Source organism: Streptococcus sp. C300, from assembly GCF_000187645.1.
Taxonomy (GTDB): domain Bacteria; phylum Bacillota; class Bacilli; order Lactobacillales; family Streptococcaceae; genus Streptococcus; species Streptococcus oralis_CQ.
In genome coordinates this window covers 709,053-723,072 of sequence record NZ_GL732466.1, presented here as the reverse complement: position 1 = coordinate 723,072, position 14,020 = coordinate 709,053, and the positions used below count along the sequence as shown (strand labels likewise).

The following is a 14,020-nucleotide window of genomic DNA, read 5'->3' as shown; positions in this document are numbered from 1 at the left end:
GTGTCAAAAATTACTACCAGTTTATTCCAAGAGATGGTGCAGGCTGCATCAACTCGTTTGAATAAGCAAGCAGAATATGTCAATTCATTGAACGTCTTTCCAGTTCCAGATGGAGATACTGGGACAAACATGGGAATGACCATTGAAAATGGTGCCAAAGAAGTAGCAGACAAGCCTGCTTCTACTGTTGGAGAAGTAGCGAGCATTCTTGCTAAAGGTCTCTTGATGGGTGCGCGTGGGAACTCAGGGGTTATCACTTCTCAGCTCTTCCGTGGCTTCTCTCAGGCTATCAAGGAAAAAGATGAATTAACAGGTCAAGACTTGGCTCTTGCCTTCCAATCCGGTGTCGAAGTAGCTTATAAAGCGGTTATGAAACCAGTTGAAGGGACCATTTTGACTGTTTCTCGTGGAGCGGCTATTGGGGCTAAGAAAAAAGCCGAGGAGACAGATGATGCTGTTGAGGTCATGCGTGCAGCCTTGGAAGGCGCGAAAGCAGCTTTGGCTAAGACACCAGAAATGCTTCCAGTCCTTAAGGAAGTTGGTGTGGTAGACTCAGGTGGTCAAGGTTTGGTCTTCATCTACGAAGGATTCCTTTCAGCTCTTACTGGTGAATACAGTGCTTCTGAAGACTTTGTAGCGACTCCTGCTAACATGAGTGAAATGATCAATGCAGAGCACCACAAGTCTGTAGCAGGGCATGTGGCAACTGAGGATATTACCTTCGGTTACTGTACAGAGATCATGGTAGCCCTCAAACAAGGTCCAACTTATTCTAAGGACTTTGACTATGATGAATTCCGTAACTACTTGAATGACTTAGGCGACTCACTCCTTGTTGTCAACGATGATGAGATCGTCAAAGTTCACGTCCATACAGAAGATCCAGGTCTTGTCATGCAAGAAGGTCTCAAATATGGTAGCTTGATCAAGGTAAAAGTGGACAACATGCGTAACCAACACGAGGCGCAAGTTGAAAAAGAAGCAAGTCAAGGCAACAAGCCTGCTGAAACAAAAGAGTATGCCCTTATCGCAGTAGTAGCTGGTCAAGGTTTAGCAGATATCTTCCGTGCCCAAGGTGTGGATTATGTCATCGAAGGTGGTCAGACGATGAACCCTTCAACAGAAGACTTTATCAAGGCTGTTGAACAGGTCAATGCTCGCAACATTATCTTCTTGCCAAACAACAAAAATATCTTTATGGCAGCTCAGTCTGCGGCTGAAGTGCTTGAACAACCAGCTGTTGTGGTAGAAGCACGTACAATTCCTCAAGGATTGACCAGTCTTCTTGCCTTTGATCCAAGCAAATCAATCGAAGAAAACAAAGAACGCATGACTGCAGCCCTTGGTGATGTCATCAGCGGTAGTGTAACAACTGCCGTTCGTGATACAACTATCGATGGATTAGCAATTCATGAAAATGACAATCTTGGTATGGTAGATGGGAAAATCCTCGTGTCAAATCCTGACATGCACCAAACCTTGACTGAAACTTTGAAGCATATGTTGGACGAATACAGTGAAATCGTGACTTTCTATGTCGGAGAAGACGGAAGCGAAGAACTTGCCAATGAAATTGCCCAAGAAATCGCAGAAGAATTTGAAGATGTTGAAGTAGAGATTCACCAAGGTCAACAACCCGTATATCCATATCTTTTCAGTGTGGAATAAAATTTAATAGATAAAAAAGAAAGTTGATTTTACAGCTTTCTTTTTTTATGACATTTGTCATATTTCCTAGTGACAGAAGCATCTAGCTCCGCTAACTTCAAAAGACTATAATTGAAGTATGAAATGGAGGAAGAAGAAATGAAAAATAAAATGATTGTCGCAGTGAGTTTAGTAGCAGCAGGAGTTATGACCTATCTCATGTTTTCAGGATTGGACGAGGGTTTCTATCATTTTCCTTGGGAGCTCTTTGCCGGCTTTGGAATGATGTCTTGGCTTATCAGAGAAGGTTTGAAATTAGTCAGAGATGTGAAAAAGGAGTTTGAGGAATGAAAAAGGCAATCATTTATTTCTTTATCGGCCTGTCACTCTTGGTATGGTTAGTGGAAATGTGTACTGGTTGGTTTGACCAAACCTTGTTTCGCCAATTTATTCGTGGTGCTTGGGGTTTTGGATTTATGATTTTCGTTGTTTTCCCTATGGGAATGAAGTGGTTGAAAGGAGAATCTCATGACTGTGATTAAAGTTGAGAAATTGAGTAAGAAAATAAAAGACAAGGAAATCCTGAGGAACATCTCTTTTGAAATCAACGATGGTGAATGTGTCGCCTTGATCGGGCCTAACGGAGCAGGAAAAACAACCTTGATTGATTGCCTCTTGGGCGACAAGTTCATGAGCTCAGGTCAGATAGCCATTCAAGGGTTTGCACCAACAGATCCTCGATTAAAACAGCTTATTTCTGTCTTGCCCCAAGAAAATGCAGTTGTCCAAAGCTTGAAGGTGAAAGAACTTCTATCATTTTTCAAGTCACTTTATCCCGACAGTCTTTCAAACAAAGAAATTGATGACTTGCTTAGATTCTCAGACAAGCAGAAAAATCAGCTAGCGGGCAAGTTGTCTGGTGGGCAAAAACGTTTGTTCTCTTTTGTGTTGACACTAATCGGTCGTCCGAAAATTCTATTCTTAGACGAGCCAACTGCTGCCATGGATACCTCGACACGTCAGCATTTTTGGGAAATTGTCAATCGGTTAAAGAAAAATGGTGTCACCATTGTCTACTCTTCTCACTATATCGAAGAGGTGGAACATACGGCTGACCGCATTTTGGTTCTCCACAAGGGAGAATTGATTCGCGATACGACGCCTTATGCCATGCGTGGTGAAGAACAAGAAAAACATTTTACGGTACCTCTAACTTATCAGGAAGTTATCAGCACTTTAGACCAGGTTCAAGAGATTGAAATCAAGCAAAATGCTCTTTCCTTCACAACAAAAGAAGCTAGCCAGGTATGGGAAGTCTTGCAAGAACAGGGCTGCACAATCGAAGAAATTGAAGTTCGCAATCGAACTCTATTAGACAGTATCTTTGAAACGACTCAAGATTAAAGGAGATTGACGATGAAAAATATGACAAGTCTAATGAAAGTGGAAATCATTCTGATGAAACGGCAAGCCGTCTACTACTTGCTATCCATCGGACTTCCAAGTGTGTTTTACCTTATCTTTTCTGGTATGATGTCAGGGTCAGATGTTCCAGAAATTGTTCTTCAAGCCTACCTTTTTGCCATGACGCTCTTTAGTATCATGTCGAGTGCCTTTTTCAGCATTCCTAGCACACTCGAATCTGACAAGACAAACAACTGGCAAAAATTGATTCAACATTCTCCTGTATCTATGGTAGAATATTATGTATCAAAACTGTTCAGTACTTTGCTGACTTTCTTGTTATCAATTATAGTTGTCTTTTCGGTTGGTCATTTTGTCCGTGGAGTGACTCTACCTTGGCTTGATTGGTTGGTGATTGGAGTTATGTTGCTGGTCGGAAGCATGGTCTTTATCAGCATGGGTGTCTTGGTGAGCTTGCTTCCCAGTGCTCAATTGATGACGGTTATTGGAAATATTGCCTATATTGCTTTGGCTGTCCTAGGTGGACTCTGGTTTCCTTTGAATTCCTTCCCAGAATGGCTCCAATCTATTGGAAAACTGACTCCAACCTATCAACTGATGCAGGTTGTCTCTTCCTATTTGGAGCACCATGAATTTAATATTCTTTCTGCCTTGGTTGTACTAGGCTATACAGTTTTCTTTGGTGTACTGGTAATCCAGCTGAAAAAAAGGATTGAGGTAAAATAAATCTATGTTGGAAAAATTTAAAAACATTCATTATATGTTTCATATTTCAATTGTGTTTATCATCTTTCCTATAGCGGGTGTCATCGTTGGAGATTACCCGCTTTTAACCTTGCTATGGACCCTACTATTTGTACTTGCCTTCTATTCGGTTTTAATCAGTCAGAATCGCACCGTGCAGTGGCTAGCATGGTGGTCCATGCTTGTCTACATTTTTTATACATCTGTTTGGCTAAGTTCAGGTTTCACATGGTTTATCTTTTATTTATCCAATCTCCTTATTTATGAGCTGGATGAGATTTCTTTTCACTCTTGGCGTTTTGTCAGTTTTATTGTCCTGCAACCATTTATTCTGACCGGAATCTATATGGTCGATCAAGTTAGTCCCTGGCAGCTACTCTTTTTCTTGGTGACCTTTATCTTTTCCGATGCAATGACCTTTGGTCTTTATCGAATTCGATTGTCGGAGGACATAAAAGAAGAAAAGATGAAACAAAATGCCAAGCTCAATCTTTTCTTGGCTGAAAACGAACGCAGTCGTATCGGTCAGGATCTCCATGACAGCCTAGGTCATACCTTTGCCATGTTGAGTGTGAAGACGGACCTTGCCCTCCAGCTTCTTCAAATGCAGGCCTATCCTCAAGTGGAAAAAGAATTAAAAGAAATTCATCAAATCAGTAAAGAATCCATGAATGAAGTCCGTACAATTATCGAAAATCTTAAAACAAGAACCCTTGCTTCCGAGTTTGCGACTGTTAAAAAAATGCTGGAAATTGCAGGAATTGAGACAGAAATCAATCACCAACTAGATACAGCTAGCCTAACTCAGGAATTAGAATCAACGGCCTCCATGATTTTGCTTGAGTTAGTGACCAACATCATCAAGCATGCTAAAGCATCGAAAGCTTACTTGAAATTAGAACGAACTGAGAAAGAACTCATCCTAACAGTGAGAGATGATGGCTGTGGCTTTGCTTCACTAAAAGGAGATGAACTCCATACCGTTCGGGACCGTGTCCTTCCTTTTTCAGGAGAAGTAACAGTGATCAGTCAGAAACAGCCGACTGAAGTGCAGGTTCGGCTACCTTATAAGGAGAGAAACTAAGATGAAACTACTTGTTGCAGAAGATCAAAGTATGTTGCGAGATGCTATGTGCCAGTTGCTTACCTTTCAACCAGATGTAGAGTCTGTCCTACAAGCCAAGGATGGCCAAGAAGCAATCCAACTCTTAGAAAAGGAGCCCGTAGATATCGCCATTCTTGACGTAGAAATGCCTGTTAAGACAGGCCTCGAAGTCTTGGAGTGGATACGAGCAGAAAAGTTAGAAACAAAGGTGGTTGTGGTGACGACCTTCAAGCGCCCTGGCTATTTTGAACGTGCGGTCAAGGCTGGAGTGGATGCTTATGTCTTAAAAGAAAGAAGCATTGCAGACCTCATGCAAACCTTGCACACTGTTCTTGAAGGACGTAAGGAATATTCGCCTGAATTGATGGAAGTGGTGATGACGCATCCTAACCCGTTAACAGAGCAAGAAATCGCAGTTTTAAAGGGAATCGCACAGGGCTTATCTAACCAAGAAATCGCAGACCAACTCTATCTATCAAATGGAACCGTCCGAAACTATGTCACCAATATTCTTTCGAAACTAGATGCTGGTAATCGAACAGAGGCAGCCAACATTGCAAAAGAATCTGGTTGGCTTTGATAAGAAGGGTTAAACAATTCCGAAATGATAACTTGAATCGAAGGAAATCCATACTAGAAAGGAGGAGGCAAATTGCCTCCTTTTCTGGTTTAGAAAAGCGGTGAAAGCTAGTGTCAAAGAGTTAAAAGATCAGAATAAAAATGAAAAATATCTTGACAATGAAGGAAAAATTGTGTTACAATAATAGACGGTACTTTTTACTTTTGGTCTCTCAAAAGTGTACAGGGACGTGCTGACAAATGTTGCAAAAGTACACACAGATGGTAGCTGTCACCAAGTGTATCATCACCAAAAATAAAAAAACACAGGAGAATGTAGATGCCTACAATTAACCAATTGGTTCGCAAACCGCGTAAATCAAAAGTAGAAAAATCTAAATCACCAGCTTTGAACGTTGGTTACAACAGTCATAAAAAAGTTCAAACAAATGTTTCTTCACCACAAAAACGTGGTGTTGCAACTCGTGTGGGAACAATGACACCTAAAAAACCTAACTCTGCCCTTCGTAAATTCGCTCGTGTACGTTTGAGCAACCTTATCGAAGTTACTGCCTACATCCCAGGTATCGGACACAACTTGCAAGAGCACAGCGTGGTGCTTCTTCGTGGTGGACGTGTAAAAGACCTTCCAGGGGTACGTTACCATATCGTCCGTGGTGCACTTGATACTGCAGGTGTTAACGATCGTAAACAAGGCCGTTCTAAATACGGTACTAAACGTCCAAAAGCATAAGGAAAGGGGATAAAGAGAAATGAGTCGTAAAAATAGAGCTCCAAAACGTGACGTATTGCCAGATCCGCTTTACAATTCACAACTAGTTACTCGTCTTATCAACCGCGTTATGCTTGATGGTAAACGTGGTACAGCTGCTTCAATCGTTTACGGTGCTTTTGAGCAAATCAAAGAAGCTACTGGCAATGATGCACTTGAAGTATTTGAAACAGCTATGGAAAACATCATGCCTGTACTTGAAGTACGTGCACGTCGTGTTGGTGGATCTAACTACCAAGTCCCAGTTGAAGTTCGTCCAGAACGCCGTACAACACTTGGACTTCGTTGGTTGGTAACCATCGCTCGCCTTCGTGGTGAACACACAATGCAAGACCGTCTTGCAAAAGAAATCTTGGATGCTGCGAACAACACTGGTGCAGCAGTTAAGAAACGTGAAGACACTCACCGTATGGCTGAAGCTAACCGTGCCTTCGCACACTTCCGTTGGTAATAAAATGATACCAAGAGCGGCAAAGGCCCCAGGCAAAAATAGAAAACTGATGCAGTGTTCCATGAACACAAAGCAGTTTATCTTTTTTGCACCGGGCCTCGCTCGGGTTCAAATTAGCTAAATCGATTAGTGTTAGCTAAAATTCAACTTCCCATCTCACAAGTTGAAACCAACACATAACATGAAAACATTGAGAACGGGTAGGTCCTGCCTATCCGTTTTTATTAAAATCGTGTTATAATAGAATAGAAATTAAAATAAATAGGAGAAATAAACCTCATGGCACGCGAATTTTCACTTGAAAAAACTCGTAATATCGGTATCATGGCTCACGTCGATGCCGGTAAAACAACAACTACTGAGCGTATTCTTTACTACACTGGTAAAATCCACAAAATCGGTGAAACTCACGAAGGTGCGTCACAAATGGACTGGATGGAGCAAGAGCAAGAACGTGGTATCACTATCACATCTGCTGCGACAACAGCTCAATGGAACAACCATCGCGTAAACATCATCGACACACCAGGACACGTGGACTTCACAATCGAAGTACAACGTTCTCTTCGTGTATTGGACGGTGCGGTTACTGTTCTTGACTCACAATCAGGTGTTGAGCCTCAAACTGAAACAGTTTGGCGTCAAGCAACTGAGTACGGGGTTCCACGTATCGTATTTGCTAACAAAATGGACAAAATCGGTGCTGACTTCCTTTACTCAGTAAGCACACTTCACGACCGTCTTCAAGCAAACGCACACCCAATCCAATTGCCAATCGGTGCTGAAGATGACTTCCGCGGTATCATCGACTTGATCAAGATGAAAGCTGAAATCTATACTAATGACCTTGGTACAGATATCCTTGAAGAAGATATTCCAGCTGAATACCTTGACCAAGCTCAAGAATACCGTGAAAAATTGGTTGAAGCAGTCGCTGAAACTGATGAAGACTTGATGATGAAATACCTTGAAGGTGAAGAAATCACTAACGAAGAATTGAAAGCTGCTATCCGTAAAGCGACTATCAATGTTGAATTCTTCCCAGTATTGTGTGGTTCTGCCTTCAAGAACAAGGGTGTTCAATTGATGCTTGATGCGGTTATCGACTACCTTCCAAGCCCACTTGATATCCCAGCGATCAAAGGTATCAACCCAGATACAGATGAAGAAGAAACTCGTCCAGCATCTGACGAAGAGCCATTCGCAGCTCTTGCCTTCAAGATCATGACGGACCCATTCGTAGGTCGTTTGACATTCTTCCGTGTATACTCAGGTGTTCTTCAATCAGGTTCTTACGTATTGAACACTTCTAAAGGTAAACGTGAACGTATCGGACGTATCCTTCAAATGCACGCTAACAGCCGTCAAGAAATTGACACTGTTTACTCAGGTGATATCGCTGCTGCCGTTGGTTTGAAAGATACTACAACTGGTGACTCATTGACAGATGAAAAAGCTAAAATCATCCTTGAATCAATCAACGTTCCAGAACCAGTTATCCAATTGATGGTTGAGCCAAAATCTAAAGCTGACCAAGATAAGATGGGTATCGCCCTTCAAAAATTGGCTGAAGAAGATCCAACATTCCGCGTTGAAACAAACGTTGAAACTGGTGAAACAGTTATCTCAGGTATGGGTGAGCTTCACTTGGACGTCCTTGTTGACCGTATGCGTCGTGAGTTCAAAGTGGAAGCGAACGTAGGTGCTCCTCAAGTATCTTACCGTGAAACATTCCGCGCTTCTACTCAAGCACGTGGATTCTTCAAACGTCAGTCTGGTGGTAAAGGTCAATTCGGTGATGTATGGATTGAATTTACTCCAAACGAAGAAGGTAAAGGATTCGAATTCGAAAACGCAATCGTCGGTGGTGTGGTTCCTCGTGAATTTATCCCAGCGGTTGAAAAAGGTTTGGTAGAATCTATGGCTAACGGTGTTCTTGCAGGTTACCCAATGGTTGACGTTAAAGCTAAGCTTTACGATGGTTCATACCACGATGTCGACTCATCTGAAACTGCCTTCAAGATCGCGGCTTCACTTGCCCTTAAAGAAGCTGCTAAGTCAGCACAACCAGCTATCCTTGAGCCAATGATGCTTGTAACCATCACTGTTCCAGAAGAAAACCTTGGTGATGTTATGGGTCACGTAACTGCTCGTCGTGGACGTGTAGATGGTATGGAAGCACACGGTAACAGCCAAATCGTTCGTGCTTACGTTCCGCTTGCTGAAATGTTCGGTTACGCAACAGTTCTTCGTTCTGCATCTCAAGGACGTGGTACATTCATGATGGTATTTGACCACTACGAAGATGTACCTAAGTCAGTACAAGAAGAAATCATTAAGAAAAACAAAGGTGAAGACTAATCAGTCCTCACTCTAGAAGGAAGTCACTTAGTGGCTTCCTTTTTTGTCTTTAACTATTCATTTTTGCTGAATATAGTATACAAATTTGGTCGTTAAGTGAGAAAAATACTAATTCTATCCAGAAAGAAAATAATCTAATTTGATAAATTAAAGTAAATAAAGGTTCCTAATTCCGTAGAAAAGTTAATAAAAATGAGGAAAAGATTCATAAATACACTTTTAGATAGAAAATTCAGAAAATTGACTCTTTTGCCTTGAAAATTTTTGAAAAAATGGTATGATAGTAACAAGCTATTTTTTTAAGAGAAGAGAAAGGGGAACAATGGAGAAAATCAGTTTAGAATCTCCTAAGACGGGGTCGGACCTAGTTTTGGAAACACTTCGGGACTTAGGGATTGATACCATTTTTGGTTATCCTGGTGGTGCGGTCTTACCTTTGTATGATGCGATATACAATTTTAAAGGTATTCGCCACATCTTAGGACGCCATGAGCAAGGTTGTTTGCACGAAGCTGAAGGATATGCCAAATCAACTGGAAAGTTGGGCGTTGCCGTCGTCACGAGTGGGCCGGGAGCAACAAATGCCATTACAGGGATTGCAGATGCCATGAGCGATAGCGTTCCCCTTTTGGTCTTTACAGGTCAGGTTGCGCGAGCTGGGATTGGGAAAGATGCCTTTCAGGAAGCAGACATCGTGGGGATTACCATGCCCATTACCAAGTACAATTACCAAGTTCGTGAGACAGCAGATATTCCTCGTATCATTACGGAAGCTGTCCATATCGCAACGACAGGTCGTCCAGGTCCTGTTGTGATTGACTTGCCAAAGGATGTATCAGCTCTAGAGACAGATTTCATCTATTCACCAGAGGTGAATTTACCAAGTTACCAACCGACGCTTGATCCGAATGACATGCAAATCAAGAAAATCTTGAAGCAATTGTCAAAAGCCAAGAAACCTGTTTTGTTAGCAGGCGGTGGTATCAGCTATGCGGAAGCTTCTAAGGAGCTCAATGAATTTGCTGAACGTTACCAAATTCCAGTAGTCACTAGTCTTTTGGGGCAAGGTACCATTGCAACGAGTCATCCGCTCTTCCTAGGGATGGGAGGCATGCACGGTTCTTTCGCAGCTAACATTGCAATGACGGAAGCGGACTTTATGATTAGTATTGGTTGCCGTTTCGATGACCGCTTGACTGGGAACCCTAAGACCTTCGCGAAGAATGCTAAGGTTGCCCATATCGATGTTGACCCAGCTGAGATTGGTAAGATTATCAGTGCAGATATTCCTGTAGTGGGGGATGCTAAGAAAGCCTTGCAGATGCTGCTCGCAGAACCAACTGTTCATAACAATACTGAAAAGTGGATTGAAAAAGTCACCAAGGACAAGAATCGAGTTCGTTCTTATGATAAGAAAGAACGTGTGGTTCAACCTCAGGCCGTTATTGAACGCATCGGTAAGTTGACAAATGGGGATGCCATTGTTGTCACAGACGTAGGGCAACACCAAATGTGGACAGCTCAGTATTATCCTTACCAAAATGAGCGTCAGTTAGTCACTTCAGGTGGCTTGGGTACCATGGGGTTCGGAGTTCCTGCAGCTATTGGAGCCAAGATTGCCAATCCAGAAAAAGAAGTTATCCTTTTTGTCGGTGATGGTGGCTTCCAAATGACTAACCAGGAACTAGCTATCCTAAACATCTACAAGGTGCCGATTAAGGTTGTCATGTTGAATAACCACTCACTAGGAATGGTTCGTCAGTGGCAGGAATCCTTCTATGAGGGTAGAACTTCCGAGTCAGTCTTTGATACACTTCCTGACTTCCAGCTGATGGCACAGGCCTACGGCATCAAAAACTATAAATTTGATAATCCAGAGACGATAGAGAAGGATCTAGAAGTCATTCTGGAGGATGTGCCCATGTTTATCGAGGTGGATATTTCTCGTAAGGAACAGGTATTACCGATGGTACCAGCTGGTAAGAGCAATCATGAGATGTTGGGGGTGCAGTTCCATGCGTAGAATGTTAACAGCTAGATTACAAAACCGTTCAGGAGTTTTGAATCGTTTTACAGGTGTCCTTTCTCGTCGTCAAGTCAATATTGAGAGTATCTCAGTTGGTGCGACAGAGAACCCCAATGTATCTCGCATCACCATCATTATTGATGTAGCTTCTCATGATGAAGTAGAGCAAATCATTAAACAGCTCAATCGTCAGATTGATGTGATTCGCATTCGAGATATCACAGATAAACCACACTTGGAAAGAGAAGTTATCTTGGTAAAAGTATCTGCTCCTGCTGAGAAGCGTGCAGAAATCTTGGCCATTATCCAACCTTTCCGTGCAACGGTAGTAGATGTGGCTCCAAGCTCAATCACCATCCAGATGACGGGAAATGCTGAAAAGAGTGAAGCTTTATTGCGAGTGATTCGACCATACGGCATTAAAAATATCGCTCGTACGGGTGCAACTGGATTTACCCGCGACTAATACTCTTTGATTTTCATTGAGTATAAAAAATAACTTAAATTTGTTAAACCAGCCTATAAGGCAATAAAAATAGAAAAGAGAGAAAAACTATGGCAGTTCAAATGGAATACGAAAAAGATGTTAAAGTAGCAGCGCTTGACGGTAAAAAAATCGCCGTAATCGGTTATGGTTCACAAGGACATGCGCATGCGCAAAACTTGCGTGACTCAGGTCGTGATGTCATCATCGGTGTGCGTCCAGGTAAATCTTTTGACAAAGCAAAAGAAGATGGTTTTGACACTTACACAGTAGCAGAAGCAACTAAATTGGCTGACGTTATCATGATCTTGGCACCAGACGAAATCCAACAAGAATTGTACGAAGCAGAAATCGCTCCAAACTTGGAAGCTGGAAATGCAGTTGGATTTGCTCATGGTTTCAATATCCACTTTGAATTTATCAAAGTTCCTGCAGATGTCGATGTCTTCATGTGTGCTCCTAAAGGACCAGGACACTTGGTACGTCGTACTTACGAAGAAGGATTTGGTGTACCAGCTCTTTACGCAGTTTACCAAGATGCAACTGGAAATGCGAAAAACATTGCGATGGACTGGTGTAAAGGTGTTGGGGCAGCTCGTGTTGGTTTGCTTGAAACAACTTACAAAGAAGAAACTGAAGAAGATTTGTTTGGTGAACAAGCCGTACTTTGTGGTGGTTTGACTGCCCTTATCGAAGCAGGTTTTGAAGTCTTGACAGAAGCAGGCTATGCCCCAGAATTGGCTTACTTTGAAGTTCTTCACGAAATGAAATTGATCGTTGACTTGATCTATGAAGGTGGATTCAAGAAAATGCGTCAATCTATTTCAAACACTGCTGAATACGGTGACTATGTATCAGGTCCACGTGTGATTACTGAGCAAGTTAAAGAAAACATGAAAGCTGTTTTGGCAGATATCCAAAATGGTAAATTTGCAAATGACTTTGTGAATGACTACAAGGCTGGTCGTCCAAAATTAACTGCTTACCGTGAACAAGCAGCTAACCTTGAAATTGAAAAAGTTGGTGCAGAATTGCGTAAAGCAATGCCTTTCGTTGGTAAAAACGACGACGACGCATTCAAAATCTACAATTAATTCTTGTAAAGAGAGACAGAAGGCGAGTTGGGGGTACCTAACTCGTTTTTTATCTTGAAAAGTACTTGAGGAGGAGACAATGCTAAGTGCAAAAGATGTGGTGAAAGCCCACAAAGTTTTGAGTGGTGTAGTAGTTGATACACCACTAGAATATGATCATTATTTATCAGAAAAATACCAAGCAAAGATTTATCTCAAAAAGGAGAATGCGCAACGAGTTCGCTCTTTTAAAATTCGTGGAGCCTATTATGCCATTTCTCAACTATCAAAAGAAGAACGCGAGCGTGGTGTAGTCTGTGCCTCTGCGGGAAATCATGCCCAAGGTGTCGCCTATACTTGTAATGAGATGAAGATTCCTGCAACAATTTTTATGCCTATTACAACACCGCAACAAAAGATTGGGCAGGTTCGCTTTTTCGGTGGAGAGTTTGTGACAATCAAATTAGTTGGGGATACCTTTGATGCTTCTGCTAAGGCAGCACAAGAATTTACACTGACAGAAAACCGCACCTTCATCGATCCTTTTGATGATGCGCATGTTCAGGCTGGTCAAGGGACTGTAGCCTATGAAATTCTTGAAGAAGCCCGTAAAGAGTCTATTGATTTTGATACAGTTCTTGTACCAGTAGGTGGTGGCGGATTGATTGCCGGTGTTTCTACTTATATTAAGGAAACCAACCCGACTATTGAAGTGATTGGGGTAGAAGCTAATGGTGCTCGCTCTATGAAAGCTGCCTTTGAAGCTGGAGGTCCAGTTAAACTCAAAGAAATTGATAAATTCGCTGATGGGATAGCCGTACAGAAGGTTGGACAATTAACCTATGAAGCGACCCGTAAGAATGTTGAAACGCTGATTGGGGTAGACGAGGGATTGATTTCTGAAACCTTGATTGATCTTTATTCCAAACAAGGTATTGTAGCAGAACCAGCCGGAGCTGCCAGCGTTGCAGCCTTGGAAGTTTTATCAGACTATATCAAAGGCAAGACGATTTGTTGTATTATTTCTGGAGGAAATAACGATATCAACCGTATGCCAGAGATGGAAGAACGTGCCTTGATTTACGATGGAATCAAGCATTACTTTGTAGTGAATTTCCCACAACGTCCAGGAGCTCTACGAGAGTTTGTAAATGACATTTTGGGGCCAAATGATGACATCACTCGTTTTGAATATATCAAACGAGCAAGCAAGGGGACAGGCCCTGTCTTGATTGGGGTAGCTCTTGCCAATAAGCATGACTATGCTGGATTGATTCATCGAATGGAAAAGTTTGACCCATCTTATATTAATTTGAATGGGAACGAAACGTTGTATAATATGTTAGTTTAAGC

14 protein-coding genes are annotated in these 14,020 nt (G+C 42.0%); all 14 read left to right on the top strand.

Annotated features, from left to right (window positions below; translation table 11 throughout):
• The 14 genes from HMPREF0849_RS03400 (at position 1) to ilvA (ending at position 14,018) form a co-directional block, all read left to right on the top strand.
• Positions 1-1,668 (top strand): DAK2 domain-containing protein, encoded by a 1,668-nt coding sequence (locus HMPREF0849_RS03400; RefSeq protein WP_000036679.1) that lies wholly within the window; start codon positions 1-3, stop codon positions 1,666-1,668.
• A 123-nt stretch (positions 1,669-1,791) separates the two neighbouring features.
• Complete coding sequence (locus tag HMPREF0849_RS03395; RefSeq protein ID WP_000390699.1) at positions 1,792-1,998, top strand: hypothetical protein; 207 nt, start codon at positions 1,792-1,794, stop codon at positions 1,996-1,998.
• The gene (locus HMPREF0849_RS03390; protein ID WP_000709163.1) at positions 1,995-2,189 is read left to right on the top strand and encodes a hypothetical protein; all 195 of its coding nucleotides are present in this window, start codon (positions 1,995-1,997) and stop codon (positions 2,187-2,189) included. Before HMPREF0849_RS03395 ends, HMPREF0849_RS03390 begins: the two co-directional genes overlap by 4 nt.
• Entirely contained in the window at positions 2,176-3,051 is an 876-nt protein-coding gene (locus HMPREF0849_RS03385) for an ABC transporter ATP-binding protein (RefSeq protein ID WP_000216041.1), read from the top strand. The genes HMPREF0849_RS03390 and HMPREF0849_RS03385 overlap by 14 nt, the downstream gene beginning before the upstream one ends.
• Positions 3,052-3,063: 12 nt before the next feature.
• Positions 3,064-3,798, top strand: coding sequence for an ABC transporter permease (locus HMPREF0849_RS03380; protein WP_000794228.1), 735 nt, complete (start codon positions 3,064-3,066; stop codon positions 3,796-3,798).
• Positions 3,799-3,802: 4 nt separating this feature from the next.
• Entirely contained in the window at positions 3,803-4,900 is a 1,098-nt protein-coding gene (locus HMPREF0849_RS03375) for a sensor histidine kinase (protein WP_000890231.1), read from the top strand.
• A 1-nt stretch (position 4,901) separates the two neighbouring features.
• On the top strand, positions 4,902-5,501 hold the full coding sequence (locus HMPREF0849_RS03370) for a response regulator transcription factor (protein WP_000772063.1): 600 nt from the start codon (positions 4,902-4,904) through the stop codon (positions 5,499-5,501).
• Between the two features lie 318 nt (positions 5,502-5,819).
• The gene (gene rpsL, locus HMPREF0849_RS03365) at positions 5,820-6,233 is read left to right on the top strand and encodes a 30S ribosomal protein S12 (protein WP_001142332.1); all 414 of its coding nucleotides are present in this window, start codon (positions 5,820-5,822) and stop codon (positions 6,231-6,233) included.
• 19 nt (positions 6,234-6,252) lie between these two features.
• Entirely contained in the window at positions 6,253-6,723 is a 471-nt protein-coding gene (gene rpsG / locus HMPREF0849_RS03360) for a 30S ribosomal protein S7 (RefSeq protein ID WP_000087873.1), read from the top strand.
• Between the two features lie 279 nt (positions 6,724-7,002).
• Entirely contained in the window at positions 7,003-9,084 is a 2,082-nt protein-coding gene (fusA, locus tag HMPREF0849_RS03355) for an elongation factor G (RefSeq protein ID WP_000090339.1), read from the top strand.
• Between the two features lie 322 nt (positions 9,085-9,406).
• Positions 9,407-11,107, top strand: a complete 1,701-nt coding sequence (locus HMPREF0849_RS03350) for an acetolactate synthase large subunit (protein WP_000411746.1) — start codon at positions 9,407-9,409, stop codon at positions 11,105-11,107.
• Complete coding sequence (gene ilvN / locus HMPREF0849_RS03345) at positions 11,100-11,576, top strand: acetolactate synthase small subunit (RefSeq protein ID WP_001253813.1); 477 nt, start codon at positions 11,100-11,102, stop codon at positions 11,574-11,576. The genes HMPREF0849_RS03350 and ilvN overlap by 8 nt, the downstream gene beginning before the upstream one ends.
• A gap of 89 nt (positions 11,577-11,665) precedes the next feature.
• Positions 11,666-12,688 (top strand): ketol-acid reductoisomerase, encoded by a 1,023-nt coding sequence (gene ilvC, locus HMPREF0849_RS03340; RefSeq protein ID WP_000290683.1) that lies wholly within the window; start codon positions 11,666-11,668, stop codon positions 12,686-12,688.
• A 79-nt stretch (positions 12,689-12,767) separates the two neighbouring features.
• Positions 12,768-14,018, top strand: a complete 1,251-nt coding sequence (ilvA, locus tag HMPREF0849_RS03335) for a threonine ammonia-lyase IlvA (protein ID WP_000947300.1) — start codon at positions 12,768-12,770, stop codon at positions 14,016-14,018.
• The last annotated feature ends 2 nt before the right edge of the window (positions 14,019-14,020 follow it).